This is a genomic window from Aquipseudomonas alcaligenes (genome assembly GCF_003205495.1).
In the GTDB taxonomy this organism is placed as follows: Bacteria; Pseudomonadota; Gammaproteobacteria; order Pseudomonadales; family Pseudomonadaceae; genus Aquipseudomonas; species Aquipseudomonas alcaligenes_B.
In genome coordinates this window covers 245,568-266,368 of sequence record NZ_QJRX01000005.1, presented here as the reverse complement: position 1 = coordinate 266,368, position 20,801 = coordinate 245,568, and the positions used below count along the sequence as shown (strand labels likewise).

Below are 20,801 nucleotides of genomic sequence, written 5' to 3'. Positions count from 1 at the left end.
GGGCCTTGTGCCCCGGTTTTTGTTTTTCAGGAGAACTCTCATGCAACTGCAACCTGGTCTCTACCGTCACTACAAGGGCCCGCAGTACCGCGTGTTCGGTACCGCGCGCCATTCGGAAAGCGAGGAGTGGCTGGTGGTCTATCAGGCGCTCTATGGCGATTTCGGCCTGTGGGTGCGGCCACTGGAGATGTTCTGTGGCACGGTCGAACTGGACGGCGAGACGGTGCCGCGCTTTGCTCTGATCGAGGCCGAACCGGCAGTGATCGGGCAGGGGGCTGCCGGGAATCGCGCTTGACCGCAACTCGACAGCCACTATATATAGCGGTGCCTTTATAGGCTCCCGCCGCTTATTCTTTCTTTTTCGTATTCAGGAATTCTCCAGTCCATGGGCAAATCGCTGGTCATCGTGGAATCCCCGGCCAAGGCCAAGACCATCAACAAGTACCTGGGCAACCAGTTTGTGGTGAAGTCGAGCATCGGCCATATTCGTGACCTGCCCACCAGCGGTTCCGCCAGTGCCAGCAAGGAGCCGGCCAAGCGCGGCAAGGCCGCCGCTGCCGAGGCGCCGGCCCTGTCGCCCAAGGAGAAGGCCAAGCGCCAGCTGTTCGCGCGCATGGGCGTCGATCCCGAGCATGGCTGGAAAGCCAAGTACGAGATCCTGCCCGGCAAGGAGAAGGTGATCGAGGAATTGCGCCGCCTGGCCAAGGATGCCGACACCATCTACCTCGCAACCGACTTGGACCGCGAAGGAGAGGCCATCGCCTGGCACCTGCGCGAGGCCATCGGCGGCGACGACAGCCGCTACAAGCGCGTGGTGTTCAACGAAATCACCAAGAAGGCCATCCAGGAGGCCTTCTCCCAGCCCGGCGAGCTGGACATCAACCGCGTCAATGCCCAGCAGGCGCGCCGCTTTCTGGATCGCGTGGTGGGCTACATGGTCTCGCCGTTGCTGTGGGCCAAGATCGCCCGTGGCCTCTCCGCCGGTCGCGTGCAGTCGGTGGCGGTGAAGCTGGTGGTGGCACGTGAAAAGGAAATCCGTGCCTTCGTTCCGGAAGAATACTGGGAAGTGCACGCCGACCTGGGCACCGCCAAGAGCGACAAGGTGCGCTTCGAGGTGGTCCGCGAGAACGGCGAGGCCTTCAAGCCGCTGAATGAAGCGCAGGCCATGGCGGCGCTGGAGAAGCTCAAAGCCTCCAGCTACAGCGTGGTCAAGCGCGAGGACAAGCCGACCTCGAGCAAGCCGTCCGCGCCCTTCATTACCTCCACCCTGCAGCAGGCGGCGAGCAATCGCCTCGGCTTCGGCGTGAAGAAGACCATGATGATGGCCCAGCGTCTCTACGAGGCGGGCTACATCACCTATATGCGTACCGACTCGACCAACCTGTCGAACGACGCCATCGAGATGGTGCGCGGCTTCATCGACAACGAGTTCGGTCAGAAATACCTGCCGGCCAAGCCGAACCTGTACTCCAGCAAGGAGGGCGCCCAGGAGGCGCACGAAGCGATTCGCCCGTCCGACGTCAACCTGCGCCCGACCCAGTTGTCCGGCATGGAGCGTGACGCCGAGCGCCTGTACGAGCTGATCTGGCGCCAGTTCGTGGCCTGCCAGATGCCGCCGGCCGAATACCTGTCCACCAGCGTCAGCGTGGCGGCGAGTGGCTTCGAGCTGCGTGCCAAGGGCCGCATCCTCAAGTTCGACGGTTACACCCGCGTGCTGCCGCAACAGAGCAAGCCGGGCGAAGACGACGTACTGCCGGAGATGAAGGAAGGCGAAGCGCTCAAGCTGCTCAAGCTCGACCCCAGCCAGCACTTCACCAAGCCGCCGGCGCGCTTCTCCGAAGCCAGCCTGGTCAAGGAACTGGAGAAGCGCGGCATCGGCCGCCCGTCCACCTATGCGGCGATCATCTCCACTATCCAGGAGCGCGGCTACGTCACCGTACATAACCGTCGCTTCTATGCCGAGAAGATGGGTGACATCGTCACCGAGCGCCTCGACGAGAGCTTCGCCAACCTGATGGACTACGGCTTCACCGCCGCCATGGAGGAGCATCTGGACGACGTGGCCCAGGGTGAACGGGACTGGAAGCACCTGCTCGACGAATTCTATGGCGACTTCAAGAAAAAGCTCGAAGTGGCCGAGACGGCGGACAAGGGCATGCGTGCCAACCAGCCGACTCCGACCGATATCGCCTGTCGCGACTGTGGCCGGCCGATGATGATCCGTACCGCCTCCACCGGTGTATTCCTCGGCTGCTCCGGCTATGCGCTGCCGCCGAAGGAGCGCTGCAAGGCCACCCTCAACCTGATCCCGGGCGACGAGATCGCCGCGGACGACGAGGGCGAGTCCGAGTCCCGCGTGCTGCTGGGCAAGCACCGCTGCCCGATCTGCAGCACGGCCATGGACGCCTATCTGCTGGACGAGACCCGCAAGCTGCATATCTGCGGTAACAACCCGGATTGCGCCGGCTACGAGATCGAGCAGGGCCAATACCGCATCAAGGGCTATGAAGGTCCGAGCCTGGAGTGCGACAAGTGCGGCAGCGAGATGCAGCTGAAGACCGGGCGTTTCGGCAAGTTCTTCGGTTGCACCAATGCCAGCTGCAAGAACACCCGCAAGCTGCTGAAGAACGGCGAGGCGGCGCCGCCGAAGATGGATGCGGTGCCGATGCCTGAACTCAAGTGCGAGAAGGTCGACGACACCTACGTGCTGCGTGACGGGGCTTCCGGCCTGTTCCTCGCCGCCAGCGGCTTCCCCAAGAACCGTGAGACCCGTGCGCCGCTGGTGCTGGAACTGATCCCGCACAAGGACGAGATCGATCCCAAGTACCACTTCCTGCTGGAAGCTCCTGCCAAGGATCCCGATGGCCGTCCGGCGGTGATCCGCTACAGCCGCAAGACCAAGGAACAGTATGTGCAGAGCGAGGTGGACGGCAAGCCCACCGGCTGGCGCGCTTTTTTTGATGGCGGCAAGTGGAAGGTCGAAGACAAGCGCTGATCTCTGTTGCCCTCTGATACCGGGTGCTCATGCACCCGGCATGTTCCGCTCTCGCAGTCGAGGAGTAGGCCATGGCTCACGAGCCCTATACCCGTACCAATCAGAAGATCTTCTTCGCCGGCCTGGCGTTGGAGAGTCTGCGCAAGGCCGAGGCCGGCGAGGCCATGAATGCCCAGGCGCTGATGCAGTCTGAGCGCGAGGCCGTGCTGTTCCATCTTTATGGGGCCGTGCTGGGGCTGTGTCACGAGATTGCTGACTACTACAAGCTGGCGGAGGCTCGCGCGCCACGTGTCGAGCTGCTGCTGAATCAGGAGGTCCTGCAGCGTTCCCCGACACCCGAGCTCGCCGAGCTGATGGAGATCGCCGCTCAGCCGGAGAGCTGGCTGGCGCGGCTATTGGCCGCCTATGCCGCGCTGTTCGAGCCGCCGCAGGCACCGAAGACGGCCAAGGTCGACCCGACCCTGCCGCTGATCCAGACGGTCAGCCTGGAGGCCGAGGAGGCGCCACGGCTGGGGCATGCGGAGCTGGAAGGCTGGCGCCAGCAGCTCAAACAACTGGTGCTGCGTTACCGTGAGTCACTCAGCGAGTGCTGAAGTCCTGCCGCTGAGCGGTTGTGCGGCAATCATGCAAGGCTCTAGCGCGCATATTACAGGCAGCTAGAGCATCCCGTGGCCAGCACTTCCGTGGGCATCCCGTCGGCCTGCGGGCTAGGGCCTGCGGGCGGGTGCTGTTACACTGGCTGTCTGCTAGGAGATCCACACCATGTCCACTTCCTTCCTCGAAATCGTCGAACTGCCCGATGGGCGCATCATCCTGCGCCGTGCCGAGGATGAGGAAGTGCTGGTGACCCTGGATTTCTCGGCGGATGCCAAGGCCTTCCTGCAGGGGCATCACGTCGAGGTGGCCAAGGCCATGCTCAACGTCGGCGTGCAGATGGCCGGTCGCCTGGCCGAAGGCGACATGGAGCACGAAGAACAGCCGCGCGTGCTGCACTGATCCACAGCTGCCCATTGGTGCAGCTGATTCGATTCCCTCGTTAGTCCAAGCGGATGTTCAGACTCTGCGCGCTGCCTAGGCGGGCGGCGCTGGTGAGGGTTGCGCGCTGCCCGGCTTGCAGGCTGATCCAGCTCACCACCGTATGGCTGCGCCCCAGGCGCAGAGCCTCGCGAGCCAGCTCCAGAGCGTCCTGGCCGGCGCGTGGCTGCAGCACCAGCAGTCGGTCAAGGTTGAGGCCGATGCTGCGCAGCCAGGTGGTAGTGATGGAAGCGGGCGGGGCAACCAGGGTCAGCCAGCGGGCGTCCTGGTTCTGGCTCAGCTCGCGCAACACCGGGCCGAGCAGGTGGCGGCAGTTGCCGGGCGAGCCGGACAGGCGCAGCTCGCTGAAGGGTTCAGGTTCATCGATCCAGGGCGTTTCCAGTGCATCTTCGAGCAGTGGTGCCATGCTGGCACCCAGGAAGGCTTCAAACAGCGGGAGTTGCGAACGATTCAGCGACTGCGGGAACTGCATGAAGCTCTCCTTGATGCTTAGCGGCGGATCACGCCGACACTCAGGCCTTCGATCACCAGGTCCTGTTCTTCCAGGTCCACCTCGATGGGGGCGAACTCCGGATTTTCGGCGATCAGCAGGACCTTGTTGCCGTTGCGCTGGAAGCGCTTGACGGTGACTTCGTCGTCGATGCGCGCCACCACGATCTGGCCGTTGCGGGCCTCGCGGGTGGTATGCACGGCCAGCAGGTCACCGTCGAGGATGCCGATGTCCTTCATGCTCATGCCGCGTACACGCAGCAGGTAGTCGGCCTTGGGATGGAAGAACTCCGGGTTGATCTTGCAGGAGTCCTCTACGTTCTGCTGGGCGAGAATCGGGGCCCCGGCGGCGACCCGGCCGATCACCGGCAAGCCTTCTTCCTCGGCGGCAGCCGGCTCGAAACCGGGGATGCGGATGCCGCGCGAGGCGCCCGGGGTCATCTCGATGGCGCCCTTGCGGGCCAGGGCCTTGAGGTGCTCCTCGGCGGCGTTGGGCGATTTGAAGCCCAGCTCCTGAGCGATCTCGGCGCGAGTCGGTGGGTAGCCGTTGTCCTCCAGGCAGCGCTTGATGAAGGCGAGGATTTCGGATTGTCGCGGCGTCAGTTTGAGCATGCTGGCGGTCTGTCTGTTTATACAGTTGCTGTGATTATATACAGTGATTCTTCGCTGGCAACCCTTCTTTCATCTCTGTGGCGAAAGCGCCATTACTCCTGCCTCGCTGAGCGGGTTGGGGTTTTCCCTGCCTGGCCTATGGTTAAATGCGTGACTGACCAGCCATGAATGGGCCTGCCAGACTTGACAGGGCAGTAGCCTGAAACGTATGTTTCAAACAAGTGTTTGTCAGGTGAGGGTGTCATGGCTCAATCAGAAACTGTTGAGCGCATTTTGGATGCTGCCGAGCAGCTGTTCGCGGAAAAGGGCTTCGCCGAGACCTCTCTGCGTCTGATTACCAGCAAGGCCGGCGTCAACCTGGCGGCCGTGAACTATCACTTCGGCTCCAAGAAGGCGCTGATCCAGGCGGTATTCTCGCGTTTCCTCGGGCCCTTCTGCGTCAGCCTGGAGCGCGAGCTGGATCGTCGCCAGGCCAAGCCGGATGGCAAGGCCAGCCTCGAAGAGCTGCTGGAGATGCTGGTGGAGCAGGCCCTGGCGGTGAAGCCGCGCAGCGGCAATGACCTGTCTATCTTCATGCGCCTGCTGGGCCTGGCCTTCAGCCAGAGCCAGGGGCACCTGCGCAAGTACCTGGAAGAGGTGTACGGCAAGGTCTTTCGCCGCTACATGCTGCTGCTCAATGAGGCAGCGCCCAAGCTGCCACCGCTGGAGATCTTCTGGCGCGTGCATTTCATGCTCGGTGCGGCGGCCTTCAGCATGTCCGGTATCAAGGCCCTGCGGGGCATGGCGGAGAACGACTTCGGCGTGGACACCTCGATCGAGCAGGTCATGCGCCTGATGGTGCCCTTCCTTGCCGCCGGCATGCGCGCCGAGAGCGGGGTGAGCGACGAAGTGCTGGCCAACGCCCAGTTCAAGCCGCGCAACAAGGCGCAGGCGGCCGCCAAGGCCGTCTGACGCTGTGCCCAAGCGGGCCGATGGGCTAAGCTAGTGGCCCATGCGCCCGCTCGATTTCCTGCATATCTCCATTGCCGATCAGCGCCTGTACGGCTTTGCCGACGGGCAGCTGGTCGTGCGCCTGTCGGTTTCCACCGCACTGAACGGTGCCGGTGAGCGCAGTGGCTCAAACTGCACGCCGCGTGGTCGCCATCAGGTGCGCGCGAAGATCGGCGAGGGCCTGCCCGAGGGCGCCGTGCTGCGCGGGCGACGCTGGACCGGCGAAGTCTGGTCGGAGGCGCTGGATGCGCAGTTCCCCGGTCGCGACTGGATTCTTACCCGCATCCTCTGGCTCAGCGGTTGCGAGCCGGGTTTCAACCGGCTAGGGCAGGTTGATACCTTCCGCCGCTACATCTATCTGCACGGCACGCCGGACAATCAGCCCATGGGTGTGCCGCTGTCGCACGGCTGTGTGCGTCTGCGCAACGCCGATCTGTTGAACCTCTTTCCCCGCGTGCCGTCTCACTGCGCGGTGATGATCGACGAAGCGCCGTGCCCGCACTGGGCCACGGCCGATCTCGTTTAAGGACTTCTCTGTGACGACCCTGTTTGGTTCCCTGATGCTGGACATCCACGGTACCTGGCTGACCGCCGAGGACCGCCGGATTCTGCGCCAGCCCGAGGTGGGCGGCCTGATCCTGTTCGCCCGCAATATCGAAGACCCGCGCCAGGTGCGCGAGCTGTGCGCGTCCATTCGCGCCGTACGCCCGGACCTCTTGCTGGCGGTGGATCAGGAAGGTGGCCGCGTGCAGCGCCTGCGCAACGGTTTCGTGCGCCTGCCGGCGATGCGTGCCCTGGCCGACAACGACAACGCCGAGCAGCTGGCCGAGCACTGCGGCTGGCTGATGGCGACCGAGGTGCTGGCCGTGGGCCTGGACCTGAGCTTCGCCCCGGTGCTGGATCTCGACCACCAGCGCAGCGCCGTGGTCGGCAGCCGCAGCTTCGAGGGCGATGCCGAGCTGGCCACGCGCCTGGCCGGCGCCTTCATCCGCGGTATGGACGCGGCGGGGATGGCCGCCACCGGCAAGCACTTCCCCGGCCACGGCTGGGCCGAGGCCGATTCGCACGTGGCCATCCCGGTGGACGAACGCAGCCTGGACGAGATCCGTGCCAGGGACCTGATCCCGTTCCAGCGTTTGAGCCAGCAACTGGCGGCGGTGATGCCGGCGCATGTCATCTATCCGCAGGTGGACGCCGGCCCGGCCGGATTCTCGCGGCGCTGGCTGCAGGACATCCTGCGCGGCGAGCTGGGCTTCGACGGCGTGATCTTCAGCGACGACCTGTCCATGGCCGGCGCCCATGTGGTGGGCGATGCCGCCAGCCGCATCGAGGCGGCGCTGAGCGCCGGCTGCGACATGGGTCTGGTGTGCAACGACCGCGCCTCTGCCGAGCTGGCTCTCGGCGCCCTGCAGCGCCTCAAGGTGCAGCCGCCCAAGGGCCTGGCACGCATGCGTGGGCGTGGCTTCGCCCGTACCGACTACCGCGAGCAGCCGCGCTGGTTGCAGGCCGTTGCAGCGCTGCGCGCCGCGCAGCTGATCGACTGATTAAGGAAGCAGCATGACCATCTACGCCATCATCGGCGGCACCGGCCTGACCCAGCTGGAAGGCCTGACCCTCAAGCAGGCGCAGAACATCGACACGCCTTACGGTGCCCCCTCTGCCCCGGTGCTGCGTGGCGAGTACGCCGGCCACGAGGTGCTGTTCCTCGCCCGCCACGGCCACCCGCACCGCATCCCGCCGCACCAGGTGAACTACCGTGCCAACCTCTGGGCGCTGAAGCAGGCCGGCGCCGAGGCGATCATCGCGGTCAACGCGGTGGGCGGCATCCATGCGGCCATGGGCAGCGGCCACCTGTGCGTGGCGCACCAGGTGATCGATTACACCTGGGGCAGAGCGCACACCTTCTTCGAGGGCGAGATCGACCACGTCACCCATATCGACTTCAGCTATCCCTATGACGAAGCGCTGCGCGGCAAGCTGATCGAAGCGCTGCAGGTGCTCGGCTACCCGCACAGCAGCCACGGCGTGTATGGCGCCACCCAGGGGCCGCGCCTGGAGACGGTGGCGGAGATCGCCCGCCTGGAGCGCGACGGCTGCGACATCGTCGGCATGACCGGTATGCCCGAGGCGGCCCTGGCTCGCGAGCTGGAGCTGCCCTATGCCTGCCTGGCGCTGGTGGTCAATCCGGCGGCCGGCAAGTCCAGCGGCATCATCACCATGGCCGAGATCGAGGCCGAGCTGGCCCGTGGCATCGACAAGGTGCGCGCCGTGCTGGGGCATGTGCTGAGCGCCTGAGCCATCAGGCCGGAATAAAAAAGCCCCGCAGTGCGGGGCTTTTTTCATGCAGCGCGATCAGGGCTGGGTGATCTTCACCAGCACGCCCAGGCTGCCGTTGTCCAGGTAGGTCAGCTCGTTCAGCTTGAGGCGGGTCTTCTGCCGCACGCGCTCGCTGCCGGTGAGCAGGCCGTCGGTGTCGAAGCGGTTGATCCAGAAGTCGGCTTCCAGGTCGATCAGGCGCTGCTGTTCGCTCAAGGACACCACGCCCTCCACCGGGAAGTGGCCGAACTGTTCGTTGCCGGTGCTCAGTGCCGCCTTGCTTGGGGCGGCAGTCAGGTTCTGCGCCCAGGCCTTGTGCAGCAGCACCTGGTAGCCGTTGCCCGGGTTGAGCTTGGCGGCCTCGTCGTTCAGCGCGGTGCCGCGCTCGTTGCCGGCGATGGGGCTGGCGCCCACGGCCCAGTCATCCGGCGCCGGCTGGCTGGAGGAGAGGGCCTCGCCGGCCTGGCGGAAGACGATCACTTCGATCTGGAACAGGCCGTCGGCGAAGGCCTGCGGGGCCAGCAGGCAGAGCAGCAGGAGGAGGGGGCGAAGCGCGCGCATGGGTCAGTCCTTTCAGGCGGATGGCGGGGCGAGGCGCTCCAGCAGCGCCTCCAGGGTATTGAAGCGTTCTTCCGGGCGCTCCATGGGCACCTGGAGCTTGAACAGGGTGGCACCCTCGAACTTGTAGCGAGCCGGCGCGCTCTGGATCAGCTTGATCAGGGTCAGCGGGTCGACGCAGGTGTCGGCGGCGAACTCGATGCGCCCGCCCTGGGGGCCGGCGTCGATCTTCTTGATGCCGAGCTTCTCCGCCTGCAGCTTGAGCAGGGTCAGGCGCATCAGGTTCTTGGTCGCCTCCGGCAGCAGGCCGAAGCGATCGATCATCTCCACCTGCAGCTCCTTCAGGGCGTCCTCGTCGGCGGCCGAGGCGATGCGCTTGTAGAGGATCAGGCGGCTGTGCACGTCCGGCAGGTAATCGTCGGGGATCAGCGCCGGCACCCGCAGGTTGACCTCGGTACCGCCGCCCAGCGGCTGCTCCAGGTTGGGCTGCTCGCCCTTGCGGATGGCTTTGACGGCCCGTTCCAGCATTTCCATATAGAGGGTGAAGCCGACGGCCTGGATCTGCCCGCTCTGGCCGTCGCCGAGCAGCTCGCCGGCGCCGCGGATTTCCAGGTCGTGGGTGGCCAGGACGAAGCCGGCGCCGAGGTCCTGGGCATTGGCGATGGCTTCCAGGCGCTTCTGCGCGTCTTCGGTCATGCCCTTGCGCGGCGGCGTCAGCAGGTAGGCGTAGGCCTGGTGGTGGCTGCGGCCGACCCGGCCGCGCAGCTGGTGCAGCTGGGCCAGGCCGAACTTGTCGGCGCGCTCGATGAGGATGGTATTGGCGCTCGGCACGTCGATGCCGGTCTCGATGATGGTCGAGGCCACCAGCACGTTGAAGCGCTTGTGATAGAAGTCGCTCATCACCCGTTCCAGGTCGCGCTCGTGCATCTGCCCGTGGCCGATGCCGACGCGCGCCTCGGGCACCAGGGCCTGCAGGTCGGCGGCGCACTTCTCGATGGTCTTCACGTCGTTGTGCAGGTAGTACACCTGGCCGCCGCGCAGCAGTTCGCGCAGCAGCGCTTCCTTGATCACCGAGTCGTGCTGCTCCATGACGAAGGTGCGCACAGACAGGCGCCGCGCCGGCGGGGTGGCGATGATCGACAGGTCGCGCATGCCCGACACCGCCATGTTCAGGGTGCGCGGAATCGGCGTGGCGGTGAGGGTGAGGATATCCACTTCGCTGCGCAGGGCCTTGAGCTGCTCCTTCTGGCGCACGCCGAAGCGGTGCTCCTCGTCGATGATCACCAGGCCGAGGTTGTGGAACTTGACGTCGTCCTGCAGCAGCTTGTGGGTGCCGATAACGATGTCGATCTTGCCTTCGGCTAGCCTGGCCACCGCCTCGTTGACTTCCTTGGCGGTCTTGAAGCGGCTCATCACCTCGACCGTCACCGGCCAGTCGGCGAAGCGGTCGCGGAAGCTGTTGTAGTGCTGCTGGGCGAGCAGGGTGGTGGGCACCAGCACAGCCACCTGCTTGCCGCTGTGTACGGCGATGAAGGCGGCGCGCATGGCCACCTCGGTCTTGCCGAAGCCGACGTCGCCGCATACCAGGCGATCCATCGGCTTGCCGGCCAGCATGTCCTCGCGTACCGCGTCGATGGCGGCCTGCTGGTCCGGGGTCTCCTCGAAGGGGAAGCCGGCGCTGAAGGTGGCGTAGTCGGCGGCCGGGTCCTTGAACGCATAGCCCTCGCGGGCGGCGCGGCGGGCATAGATGTCGAGCAATTCCGCCGCCACATCGCGCACCTGCTCGGCGGCCTTGCGCTTGGCCTTCTGCCAGGTTTCCGAGCCCAGGCGGTGCAGCGGCGCCAGGGCGTCGTCGCTGCCGGTGTAGCGGGCGATCAGGTGCAGGTTGGCCACCGGCACGTAGAGCTTGGCTTCCTCGGCGTACATCAGGGCGAGGAACTCGGCGGCCTGGCCGTCGAACTCCATGGTCACCAGGCCCAGGTAGCGGCCCACGCCGTGGTCGATGTGCACCACCGGCGCGCCTTCGCGCAGCTCGGTGAGGTTCTTGATCACGTTGTCGCCACCGTCGCGCGATTTCTCGCGGCGGCGGCGCTGCATCACTCGTTGGCCGAACAGCGGGCTCTCGGCGACCAGGGCCAGGTCGTCGAGCAGCAGGCCCTCGTCCAGCGGTGCGATGCAGATGGCCAGGCGCTCGCGGCTTTCGGTGAACTCGTGCCAGTTGGCCACTTCCAGCGGCTTGAGCTTGAGCCGCGCCAGCAGCTCCAGCAGTACCTCGCGGCGCCCGGCGGATTCGGCACAGAACAGCACGCGGCCCGGATATTCCTCGATAAAGCGGCGCAGGGCGGCCAGCGGCTCGCTGGCCTTGGCCTGGATCGCCAGGTCGGGCAGGGCGCGGGCGTCGAAACGCTCACGGCCGACGCCGACTTCCACGTCCTCATGGCTGACCACCACGCGTGGCCAGTGCTTCAGGCGGGCGAAGCAGTCCTCCACCGGCAGGAAGATGTCGGCCGGTGGCAGCAGCGGGCGCTCGGGGTCGACGCGACGGTCCTCGTAGCGGTTGCGCGCATCCAGCCAGAACTGCTCGGCGGCCTGCTCGATGCCCGGCAGGGAGAACACCTGGGTGTCGCCCGGCAGGTAGTCGAACAGGGTGCCGGTCTCCTCGAAGAACAGCGGCAGGTAGTACTCGATGCCGGCCGGGGTGATGCCTGAGGCCAGGTCCTGGTAGATCGGGCAGCGGCGGAAGTCGACGTCGAAGCGCTCGCGGAAGCGCCCGCGAAAATCGGTGACGGCCTTCTTCTCCAGGGGGAACTCGCGGGCCGGCAGCAGGCGTATCGACTCCACCTTGTCCACCGAGCGCTGGGTCTCCGGGTCGAAGGTGCGCAGGGTCTCGATCTCGTCGTCGAACAGGTCGATGCGGTAGGGCGTCTCGCTGCCCATGGGGAACAGGTCGATCAGCGCGCCGCGCACGGCGAACTCGCCATGCTCGTAGACGGTGTCCACGCAGCGGTAGCCGGCGGCCTCCAGGCGCGCGCGCATCTCTTCGACGTCGAGCTTCTGGCCGACGTCCAGCAACAGGCCCGAGCCAAGCAGGAAGCGGGTCGGCGCCAGGCGGTGCAGGGCGGTGGCGATCGGCACCACCAGCACGCCGTGCTTGATCTCCGGCAGGCGGTAGAGGGTGGCGATGCGCTGGGAGATGATGTCCTGGTGCGGCGAGAAGACGTCGTAGGGCAGGGTTTCCCAGTCCGGGAAGTGCAGCACCGGCAGGTCCGGGGCGAAGAACGCCAGCTCTTCCTGCAGGCGTTCGGCGCTCTGGCTGTCGGCGGTCAGCAGCAGGGTGAAGCGCTTGGCGGCGCTTGCCGCCTCAGCGATGGCCAGGCTCAGCGCGGCGCCGGGCAGGTTGCCCCAGTGCTGTTTGCCGGCGGCGCCGGGCAGTTTCGGCAGTTGCAGTACGGACACGGGTGTCGCGGCCCCAGGCGAAAAGAAGTGCGCGATTGTAGCGAGGCGAGGTGGCGGCTGTCAGTGGCGACAGGCGCGCATTGCTCGGGGCTGAGCCAAGGCATATCATGTAGCCCCTTTTTTCAGCCCCTACATGTGGAAGGTATTGCTCGTGACTCAGAAGCCCGACCAGTGTCTCGGTGAGTGGATCGACCGTGAAGCCCTCGCGGAAGCGATGATTCCGTTGATCGGCCAGCTCTACCGCAACAACAACGTCGTGACCTCGATCTACGGCCGTGGCCTGATCAACCGCTCGGTGATCGATATCCTCAAGGCCCACCGTTTCGCCCGTCACCGTCTGGACGGCGAGAACGAACTGTCCGTGCATGACACCTTCCCCATCCTCAAGACCATGAGCGAGCTCAAGCTGGGCGCCGCTTCCGTGGACCTGGGCAAGATGGTCGCCAAGTTCAAGGCCGAAGGCGCCGGTCGCAGCATCGAGCAGTTCACCAAGGACGAGCTGGCCGACGTGGCCGGCAAGCAGAATGGCGCCGGCCGCGAAGGCACCGACGTCGTGCTGTACGGCTTCGGCCGCATCGGCCGCCTGCTGGCGCGCATCCTGATCGAGAAGACCGGTGGTGGCGACGGCCTGCGCCTGCGTGCCATCGTCGTGCGCAAGGGTGCCGAGAACGACCTGGTCAAGCGCGCCAGCCTGCTGCGTCGCGATTCCGTGCACGGCCCGTTCGACGGCACCATCACCATCGACGAAGCCAACAACACCCTGACCGCCAACGGCAACCTGATCCAGGTCATCTACTCCAACGACCCGGCGTCCATCGACTACACCCAGTACGGCATCAAGAACGCCCTGCTGGTGGACAACACCGGCAAGTGGCGTGACGCCGAAGGCCTGGGCCAGCACCTGAAGTGCCCGGGCATCGACCGCGTGGTGCTGACCGCGCCGGGCAAGGGCGCGCTGAAGAACATCGTGCATGGCATCAACCATGGCGACATCACCGCCGACGACAAGATCATCTCCGCCGCCTCCTGCACCACCAACGCCATCGTGCCGGTGCTGAAGGCCGTGAATGACAAGTACGGCATCGTCAACGGCCACGTCGAGACCGTTCACTCGTATACCAATGACCAGAACCTGATCGACAACTTCCACAAGGGCAGCCGTCGTGGCCGCAGTGCCGCGCTGAACATGGTGATCACCGAGACCGGTGCCGCCACCGCCGCCGCCAAGGCCCTGCCGGTGTTGAAGGGCAAGCTGACCGGCAACGCCATCCGCGTGCCGACGCCGAACGTGTCCATGGCCATCCTCAACCTGAACCTGGAAAAGGCCACCACCCGCGAAGAGATCAACGAGTACCTGCGCCAGATGGCCATGCACTCCGAGCTGCAGAAGCAGATCGACTTCGTCAATTCGCAGGAAGTGGTGTCCACCGACTTCGTCGGCTCGCGCCACGCCGGTGTGGTCGATGCCGAAGCCACCATCGCCAACGACAACCGTGTCGTGCTGTACGTGTGGTACGACAACGAGTTCGGCTACAGCTGCCAGGTGGTGCGCGTGATGGAAGACATGGCTGGGGTCAACCCGCCGGCCTTCCCGCACTAAGCGCCAGGGCAGGATGCAAAACGGGAGCTTCGGCTCCCGTTTTGTTTTTCAGCGTTCGGCCAGCAACTGCTCGCGCAGTTCGTCGGACAGGCCGTTCGGTGCCAGCCAGATGCCCAGGTAGGCGCTGGCCAGCTCGTCGCTGTCGCTGTGGAAGGCGCGGCTGCCGTTGATCTCCAGGCTCAGCCCGGCTCCCGGGGCGTAGCTCAGGGCGTAGCGGTCGCCGGGGCGGATGTCGCGGAAGCTGGCGTGCAGCGCGTCGATCATCGGGCGCAGGGCGTCCAGCCGGGCCGCTGGGTGCTGGCGCTCCAGGGTGACCCAGGCGGCCTTGATCACATCCGTGCGGGCGATGTCGCGGTAGTAGTACAGCTCCAGGCGCTGGTTGGCCTTCTGGCCGCTGGCCTGCTGGGGGCTGGTGCCGGCTTCCGTGTAATAGGCGGCGGAGTAGACATCGGCCCACAGGTAGGTGAGCAGGGCCTGGTTCTTGCGCTCCAGGGTGGTGCCGGCCTGCTGCTGGCGTTCAGCGAAGGCGGCTTCGCGCAGTCGGTCCGCGCTGTTGGCGTGGCTGGTGGTGGCGATGCTCAGCAGGAGCAGAAGCACGAGTCGGCGCATGGACAATTCTCCTGTAGGGTTTATCGCTTTTTTGCGCGACCTGGCCGAAGCGTCAAGACCGCTGCTGTTGCTTGGTGTTACGACTTGCTGGTCGAAGTTGAGACCGATTGGTGGGCAGCTCGCGCTTATGTCCTTATAATCCCGAGGCTTTTCGCTCCGGAATATCCTGGGGGCATGGCTGTGCCAGGCTCTCGCCCGCGGCTTTCTCCCGGTTTTCCGGCTGTGTTCGAACCCTGTGGAAACACTGAATCGGTGTTTGGATCACTCAATGATAAAAATCAAACGCGGGCTGGATCTGCCCATTAGCGGTGCACCCGAGCAGCGTATCGACGCTGCCCGTGCCGTGCGCAGCGTAGCCTTGATGGGGTGCGACTATCACGGAATGAAGCCGACCATGGCGGTCCAGGTCGGCGACCGGGTCAAGCTCGGTCAGGTCCTGTTCTCCGACAAGAAGAACCCGGGCGTGCACTTCACCGCGCCGGGTGCCGGCGTGGTCGCCGCCATCCATCGCGGCGAGCAGCGCGTGCTGCAGTCGGTGGTGATCGACCTGGAGGGCGATGACGCCGTCGAGTTCGCCCGCTACGACGCCGCCCAGCTCGCCAGCCTTGAGCCCCAGGCGGTGCGCGACAACCTGCAGCAGTCCGGCCTGTGGACCGCGCTGCGCAGTCGTCCGTTCAGCAAGGTGCCGGCCATCGATGCCGTGCCCAGCTCGATCTTCGTCACCGCCATCGACAGCCATCCGCTGGCCGCCGATCCGGCCGTGGTGATCGCCGAGCGCCCGGCCGACTTCGAGAACGGCCTCAAGGTCCTGGCGCGCCTGGCCAAGGTGTTCCTGTGCCGGGCCGAGGGCGTCAGTCTGTCCGGCGAGGGTGTCGCCGGAGTGCAGGCCGAAGCCTTCGCCGGTCCGCATCCGGCCGGCCTGCCGGGTACCCATATCCATTTCCTCGATCCGGTTTCCAGCAGCAAGAGTGTCTGGCAGATCGGCTATCAGGACGTGATTGCCATCGGTGCGCTGTTCACCAGCGGCACGCTGGACGTCACCCGCGTGGTCGCCCTGGGTGGCCCGGTGGTCGACAAGCCGCGCCTGCTGCGCACGCGCCTGGGCGCCAGCCTGGAAGAGCTGACCGCCGGCGAACTGCAGGCCGGTCACAACCGGGTGATTTCCGGCTCGGTGCTGGGCGGTCGTACCTCGCGTGGCGCCTTCGCCTTCCTCGGTCGCTACCACGTGCAGGTCTCCTGTCTGCACGAGGGGCGCGAACGCGAGCTGCTGCACTACCTGCGCGCCGGGGTGAACAAGCACTCGGTGCTGAACATCTTCGTCTCCAAGCTGATGGGCGGCCGCAAGCTGGCCATGGACACCAGTACCAACGGCAGCCCGCGCGCCATGGTGCCGGTGGGCAACTACGAGGCAGTAATGCCGCTGGACATCCTGCCCACCCAGCTGCTGCGCTACCTGATCGTCGGCGACACCGAAATGGCGCAGAAGCTCGGCTGCCTGGAGCTGGACGAAGAAGACCTGGCCCTGTGCACCTACGTGTGCGCCGGCAAGTACGAGTACGGCCCGATCCTGCGGGACAACCTGACTCGCATCGAGAAGGAGGGCTGATTCATGTCCTTGCGTAAATTCCTCGACAAGATCGAGCACAACTTCGAGCAGGGCGGCAAGTACGAGAAGTGGTACGCCCTGTACGAGGCGGTCGACACCTTCTTCTACCGCCCCGGCAGCGTGACCAAGAGCACCGCCCATGTGCGTGACGGCATCGACCTCAAGCGCATGATGATCACCGTGTGGCTGTGCACCTTCCCGGCGATGTTCTTCGGCATGTGGAACATCGGCTACCAGGCCAACAGCATCTTCGCCGGCAACGCCGAGCTGCTGGCGGCCCAGGACGGCTGGCGCTTCGGCCTGATCGGCGCGCTGGCGGGCTTCGACCCGACCAGTGTCTGGGACAACTTCATCCAGGGCGCGGCCTTCTTCCTGCCGGTGTACCTGACCACCTTCATCGTCGGCGGCTTCTGGGAGGTGCTGTTCGCCTCCATCCGCCGCCACGAGGTCAACGAAGGCTTCTTCGTCACCTCCGTGCTGTTTGCCCTGACCCTGCCGCCGGACATCCCGCTGTGGCAGGTGGCCCTGGGCATCAGCTTCGGCGTGGTGATCGGCAAGGAAGTGTTCGGCGGCACCGGCAAGAACTTCCTCAACCCGGCCCTGGTCGGGCGGGCCTTCCTGTTCTTCGCCTACCCGGCGGACATGTCCGGCGACATGGTGTGGACCGCGGTGGACGGCTATGCCGGCGCCACCGCCCTGTCCGTGGCCGCCGCCAGCGGCATGGAGCAGGTCGCGGCCAACGGCCTGACCTGGACGAATGCCTTCATCGGCCTGGAGCAGGGCTCCATGGGCGAAACCAGCACCCTGGCCATCTTCATCGGCGGCGCCTTCCTGCTGCTGACCAAGATCGCCTCCTGGCGCATCGTCTCCGGCGTCATGCTCGGCATGATCGCCATGAGCACCCTGTTCAATGCCATCGGCTCGGACAGCAACCCCATGTTCGCCATGCCCTGGTACTGGCACCTGGTGGTCGGCGGCTTCGCCTTCGGCATGATCTTCATGGCCACCGACCCGGTGTCGGCGTCCATGACCAACACCGGCAAGTGGCTGTTCGGCGCGCTGATCGGCGTCATGGTGGTGCTGATCCGCGTGGTCAACCCGGCCTTCCCGGAAGGCATGATGCTGGCGATCCTGTTCGCCAACCTCTGTGCACCGCTGATCGACCACTTCGTGGTGCAGGCCAACATCAAGCGGAGGCTCGCCCGTGGCTAACAAGGAATCGACTGTACGTACCCTCACCGTCGCGGTGCTGGTGTGCCTGGTCTGCTCGGTGTTCGTCGCCGGCGCGGCCGTGGCGCTCAAGCCTGCGCAGGTGGAGAACCGCCAGCTGGACAAGCAGCGCAGCATCCTGGCCATCGCCGGCCTGGGCGAGGCGGGCATGTCCGCCCGCGAAGTGAAGGCGCTGTTCGCCGAGCGCATCCAGGCCCGCGTGGTGGACCTGGACAAGGGCGCCTTCAGCGACGCCCAGGACCCTGCCAGCTTCGACCCGCTCAAGGCGGCCAAGGACCCCAAGCTGTCCCTGGCCCTGTCCGGCGAGCAGGACATCGCCTCGATCAAGCGTCGCGAAAACTTCACCACCGTCTACCTGGTGGAGAAGGACGGCGCGCTGGACACCCTGATCCTGCCAGTGCGTGGCTACGGCCTGTGGTCGACCCTGTACGGTTTCATCGCCGTCAAGGGTGACCTCAACACCGTGGTCGGCTTCGGCTTCTACCAGCATGGCGAGACCCCCGGTCTCGGCGGCGAAGTGGACAACCCGAAGTGGAAGGCGCTGTGGTCCGGCAAGACCCTGTTCGACGAGCAGGGCCAACTGGCCGTGGAGATCATCAAGGGCAGCGTCGATGCGCAGTCGGCCAGGGCCACCCACCAGGTCGACGGCCTGGCCGGCGCCACCCTGACCAGCAAGGGCGTCAACAACCTGCTGCATTTCTGGCTCGGCGAGAGCGGCTTCGGCCCGCTGCTGGCCAACCTCAAGAAAGGGGAGGCGTGAACATGTCGCAACCCACCATCAAGAGCGTACTGCTCGACCCGATCGTGCATAACAACCCCATCGGCCTGCAGATCCTCGGCATCTGCTCGGCGCTGGCGGTGACCTCCAACCTGAAGACCGCGCTGGTGATGTCGGTTGCCCTGACCCTGGTGACCGGCTTCTCCAACCTGTTCATCTCGCTGATCCGCAGCCAGATCCCCAGCTCGATCCGCATGATCGTGCAGATGGTGATCATCGCCTCGCTGGTGATTGTGGTGGACCAGATCCTCAAGGCCTTCGCCTTCAGCCTGGCCAAGCAGCTGTCGGTGTTCGTCGGCCTGATCATCACCAACTGCATCGTCATGGGCCGCGCCGAGGCTTTCGCCATGCAGAACCCGCCGCTGCTGTCGTTCTTCGACGGCATCGGTAACGGCCTGGGCTACAGCGCCATGCTGATCGTCCTCGGGGTGATCCGCGAGCTGTTCGGTGCCGGCAAGCTGCTCGGCTACAGCGTGCTGCCCACCGTCAGCGACGGCGGCTGGTACCAGCCCAACGGCATGCTGCTGCTGCCGCCTTCGGCGTTCTTCCTGATCGGCCTGATCATCTGGGCGCTGCGCAGCTGGAAGCCGGCACAGAAGGAGGCTCCGGCCTTCCGCATGGCCCCGCAGGTTTCGGATAAGGAGGCCTACTGATGGAGCATTACCTCAGCCTGTTCGTGAAGGCCGTGTTCATCGAGAACATGGCGCTGGCCTTCTTCCTCGGCATGTGCACCTTCATCGCCATCTCGAAGAAGGTGGAAACCGCCATTGGCCTCGGCATCGCTGTGGTGGTGGTGCAGACCATCACCGTGCCGGCCAACAACCTGATCTACACCTACCTCCTCAAGGAAGGTGCGCTGGCCTGGGCCGGGCTGCCGGAGGTGGACCTGTCCTTCCTCGGCCTGCTCAGCTACATCGGGGTGATCGCCGCCCTCGTGCAGATCCTCGAGATGCTCCTCGATAAGTTCGTGCCCAGCCTGTACAACGCGCTCGGCGTGTTCCTGCCGCTGATCACGGTGAACTGCGCCATCATGGCCGGTTCGCTGTTCATGGTGGAGCGCGACTACAACCTGGCCGAAAGCGTCACCTACGGCCTCGGTTCCGGTTTCTCCTGGGCCCTGGCCATCGCCCTGCTGGCCGGCATCCGCGAGAAGCTCAAGTACAGCGATGTCCCCGAGGGCCTGCAGGGCCTGGGCATCACCTTCATCACCATCGGTCTGATGTCGCTCGGCTTCATGTCGTTCGGCGGCATTCAGCTGTAAGGAGCACCTGATGGGTTTCGAAATCGCATTGGCCATCGGCATGTTCACCGCCATCGTCCTGGCGCTGGTGGTGATCATCCTGGCGGCCCGCGCCAAGCTGGTCTCCAGCGGCGACGTGAACATTGTCATCAACGGCGAGCGCACCCTGACCGTGCCGGCCGGCGGCAAGCTGCTGCAGACCCTGGCGGCGAACAACGTGTTCCTGTCCTCGGCCTGTGGCGGCGGCGGCACCTGCGCGCAGTGCAAGTGCATCGTCGAAAGCGGCGGCGGCGAGATGCTGCCGACCGAGGAGTCGCACTTCACCAAGCGCGAGGCCAAGGCCGGCTGGCGCCTGTCCTGCCAGACCCCGGTCAAGCAGGACATGCACATCGAGGTGGAAGAGTCGGTGTTCGGCGTGAAGAAGTGGGAGTGCACGGTGGAGTCCAACCCCAACGTCGCCACCTTCATCAAGGAGCTGACCCTGCGCCTGCCGGAAGGCGAGAGCGTGGACTTCCGCGCCGGTGGCTACGTGCAGCTGGAATGCCCGCCGCACGTGGTCAACTACAAGGACTTCGACATCCAGCCCGAGTACCGTGGCGACTGGGACAAGTTCAACCAGTGGAAGTACGTGTCCAAGGTCGACGAGACGGTGATCCGCGCCTACTCCATGGCCAACTACCCGGACGAGAAGGGCATCGTCAAATTCAACATCCGCATCGCCTCGCCGCCGCCGGGCAAGGACCATCTGCCGCCGGGCCAGATGTCGTCCTGGGTGTTCAACCTCAAGCCGGGCGACAAGGTCACCGTGTACGGCCCGTTCGGCGAGTTCTTCGCCAAGGACACCGACGCCGAGATGATCTTCATCGGCGGTGGCGCCGGCATGGCGCCGATGCGCTCGCACATCTTCGACCAGCTCAAGCGCCTCAAGTCCAAGCGCAAGATCAGCTTCTGGTATGGCGCGCGCTCGCTGCGCGAGGCGTTCTACGTCGAGGAGTACGACCAGCTCGCCGCGGAGAACCCCAACTTCGAGTGGCACCTGGCGCTGTCCGATCCGCAGCCGGAAGACAATTGGCAGGGGTTGAAAGGCTTTATCCACAACGTGCTGTACGAGCAGTACCTCAAGGACCATCCGGCCCCCGAGGATTGCGAGTTCTACATGTGCGGCCCGCCCATGATGAATGCCGCCGTGATCAAGATGCTGCTGGACCTGGGCGTCGAGCGCGAGAACATTCTGCTGGACGATTTCGGTGGTTAAAACTCGGCCTGATTGGCTACTGCGCTTGCGTC

The 20,801-nt window shown here is 65.4% G+C and carries 20 protein-coding genes; 15 read left to right on the top strand and 5 right to left on the bottom strand.

The genetic code is table 11. The features are described from left to right. The first annotated feature begins 40 nt into the window (after positions 1 to 40). The 4 genes from DMO17_RS11440 to DMO17_RS11425 all read left to right on the top strand — a co-directional run bounded on the left by DMO17_RS11440 (position 41) and on the right by DMO17_RS11425 (position 3,991). The gene (locus tag DMO17_RS11440) at positions 41 to 295 is read left to right on the top strand and encodes a DUF1653 domain-containing protein (RefSeq protein WP_021700518.1); all 255 of its coding nucleotides are present in this window, start codon (positions 41 to 43) and stop codon (positions 293 to 295) included. A gap of 90 nt (positions 296 to 385) precedes the next feature. After that, positions 386 to 2,995 (top strand): type I DNA topoisomerase, encoded by a 2,610-nt coding sequence (gene topA, locus DMO17_RS11435; RefSeq protein ID WP_110682610.1) that lies wholly within the window; start codon positions 386 to 388, stop codon positions 2,993 to 2,995. Positions 2,996 to 3,066: 71 nt separating this feature from the next. Next, positions 3,067 to 3,588, top strand: a complete 522-nt coding sequence (locus tag DMO17_RS11430; protein WP_110682609.1) for a DUF6586 family protein — start codon at positions 3,067 to 3,069, stop codon at positions 3,586 to 3,588. A 169-nt stretch (positions 3,589 to 3,757) separates the two neighbouring features. Next, positions 3,758 to 3,991, top strand: a complete 234-nt coding sequence (locus DMO17_RS11425) for a hypothetical protein (protein WP_110682608.1) — start codon at positions 3,758 to 3,760, stop codon at positions 3,989 to 3,991. A gap of 40 nt (positions 3,992 to 4,031) precedes the next feature. Here the strand turns inward: DMO17_RS11425 and sulA are convergent, their stop codons facing one another. Together sulA and lexA are read right to left on the bottom strand one after the other, a co-directional pair. Then, a complete protein-coding gene (sulA, locus tag DMO17_RS11420; RefSeq protein ID WP_110682607.1) occupies positions 4,032 to 4,502 on the bottom strand; it encodes an SOS-induced cell division inhibitor SulA in 471 nt (156 codons plus the stop codon). A 17-nt stretch (positions 4,503 to 4,519) separates the two neighbouring features. Next, a complete protein-coding gene (gene lexA / locus DMO17_RS11415; protein WP_110682606.1) occupies positions 4,520 to 5,131 on the bottom strand; it encodes a transcriptional repressor LexA in 612 nt (203 codons plus the stop codon). A gap of 243 nt (positions 5,132 to 5,374) precedes the next feature. On the opposite strand from lexA, the gene DMO17_RS11410 reads away from it, so the two are divergent. The 4 genes from DMO17_RS11410 to DMO17_RS11395 are packed head-to-tail and all read left to right on the top strand — an operon-like array spanning position 5,375 to position 8,416. Next, complete coding sequence (locus DMO17_RS11410) at positions 5,375 to 6,082, top strand: TetR/AcrR family transcriptional regulator (protein WP_110682605.1); 708 nt, start codon at positions 5,375 to 5,377, stop codon at positions 6,080 to 6,082. Between the two features lie 40 nt (positions 6,083 to 6,122). After that, a complete protein-coding gene (locus DMO17_RS11405; RefSeq protein ID WP_110682604.1) occupies positions 6,123 to 6,647 on the top strand; it encodes a L,D-transpeptidase in 525 nt (174 codons plus the stop codon). 19 nt (positions 6,648 to 6,666) lie between these two features. Continuing rightward, positions 6,667 to 7,665 carry a beta-N-acetylhexosaminidase gene (gene nagZ / locus DMO17_RS11400; RefSeq protein ID WP_110682714.1) on the top strand — a complete coding sequence of 333 codons (999 nt, stop codon included), beginning with the start codon at positions 6,667 to 6,669 and terminating at the stop codon, positions 7,663 to 7,665. Between the two features lie 13 nt (positions 7,666 to 7,678). Next, positions 7,679 to 8,416 carry an S-methyl-5'-thioinosine phosphorylase gene (locus DMO17_RS11395; protein ID WP_110682603.1) on the top strand — a complete coding sequence of 246 codons (738 nt, stop codon included), beginning with the start codon at positions 7,679 to 7,681 and terminating at the stop codon, positions 8,414 to 8,416. A 57-nt stretch (positions 8,417 to 8,473) separates the two neighbouring features. Here DMO17_RS11395 and DMO17_RS11390 read toward each other — a convergent pair whose 3' ends face one another. Both DMO17_RS11390 and mfd read right to left on the bottom strand, forming a co-directional pair. Then, the gene (locus tag DMO17_RS11390; RefSeq protein ID WP_110682602.1) at positions 8,474 to 8,998 is read right to left on the bottom strand and encodes a CsiV family protein; all 525 of its coding nucleotides are present in this window, start codon (positions 8,996 to 8,998) and stop codon (positions 8,474 to 8,476) included. A 12-nt stretch (positions 8,999 to 9,010) separates the two neighbouring features. After that, entirely contained in the window at positions 9,011 to 12,451 is a 3,441-nt protein-coding gene (gene mfd, locus DMO17_RS11385; protein ID WP_110682601.1) for a transcription-repair coupling factor, read from the bottom strand. 133 nt (positions 12,452 to 12,584) lie between these two features. Here mfd and DMO17_RS11380 point away from each other — a divergent pair, with 133 nt between their 5' ends. Next, on the top strand, positions 12,585 to 14,051 hold the full coding sequence (locus tag DMO17_RS11380; RefSeq protein WP_110682600.1) for a glyceraldehyde-3-phosphate dehydrogenase: 1,467 nt from the start codon (positions 12,585 to 12,587) through the stop codon (positions 14,049 to 14,051). A gap of 48 nt (positions 14,052 to 14,099) precedes the next feature. Here DMO17_RS11380 and DMO17_RS11375 read toward each other — a convergent pair whose 3' ends face one another. Continuing rightward, on the bottom strand, positions 14,100 to 14,660 hold the full coding sequence (locus tag DMO17_RS11375) for a chalcone isomerase family protein (RefSeq protein ID WP_110682599.1): 561 nt from the start codon (positions 14,658 to 14,660) through the stop codon (positions 14,100 to 14,102). A 268-nt stretch (positions 14,661 to 14,928) separates the two neighbouring features. Here DMO17_RS11375 and DMO17_RS11370 point away from each other — a divergent pair, with 268 nt between their 5' ends. Genes DMO17_RS11370 through nqrF form a run of 6 tightly spaced genes read left to right on the top strand, consistent with a single transcriptional unit; the run spans position 14,929 to position 20,769 of the window. Further along, entirely contained in the window at positions 14,929 to 16,266 is a 1,338-nt protein-coding gene (locus tag DMO17_RS11370; protein ID WP_110682598.1) for a Na(+)-translocating NADH-quinone reductase subunit A, read from the top strand. A gap of 3 nt (positions 16,267 to 16,269) precedes the next feature. Next, positions 16,270 to 17,478, top strand: a complete 1,209-nt coding sequence (locus tag DMO17_RS11365; RefSeq protein ID WP_110682597.1) for an NADH:ubiquinone reductase (Na(+)-transporting) subunit B — start codon at positions 16,270 to 16,272, stop codon at positions 17,476 to 17,478. Beyond that, positions 17,471 to 18,256 carry a Na(+)-translocating NADH-quinone reductase subunit C gene (locus DMO17_RS11360; protein ID WP_110682596.1) on the top strand — a complete coding sequence of 262 codons (786 nt, stop codon included), beginning with the start codon at positions 17,471 to 17,473 and terminating at the stop codon, positions 18,254 to 18,256. Before DMO17_RS11365 ends, DMO17_RS11360 begins: the two co-directional genes overlap by 8 nt. Further along, entirely contained in the window at positions 18,253 to 18,927 is a 675-nt protein-coding gene (locus DMO17_RS11355; RefSeq protein WP_181418775.1) for an NADH:ubiquinone reductase (Na(+)-transporting) subunit D, read from the top strand. The genes DMO17_RS11360 and DMO17_RS11355 overlap by 4 nt, the downstream gene beginning before the upstream one ends. After that, positions 18,927 to 19,535 (top strand): NADH:ubiquinone reductase (Na(+)-transporting) subunit E, encoded by a 609-nt coding sequence (nqrE, locus tag DMO17_RS11350; protein ID WP_110682594.1) that lies wholly within the window; start codon positions 18,927 to 18,929, stop codon positions 19,533 to 19,535. The genes DMO17_RS11355 and nqrE overlap by 1 nt, the downstream gene beginning before the upstream one ends. Positions 19,536 to 19,542: 7 nt before the next feature. Continuing rightward, positions 19,543 to 20,769: an NADH:ubiquinone reductase (Na(+)-transporting) subunit F gene (gene nqrF / locus DMO17_RS11345; RefSeq protein WP_181418778.1), complete on the top strand. Its 1,227-nt coding sequence runs from the start codon at positions 19,543 to 19,545 to the stop codon at positions 20,767 to 20,769. Positions 20,770 to 20,801: the final 32 nt, after the last annotated feature.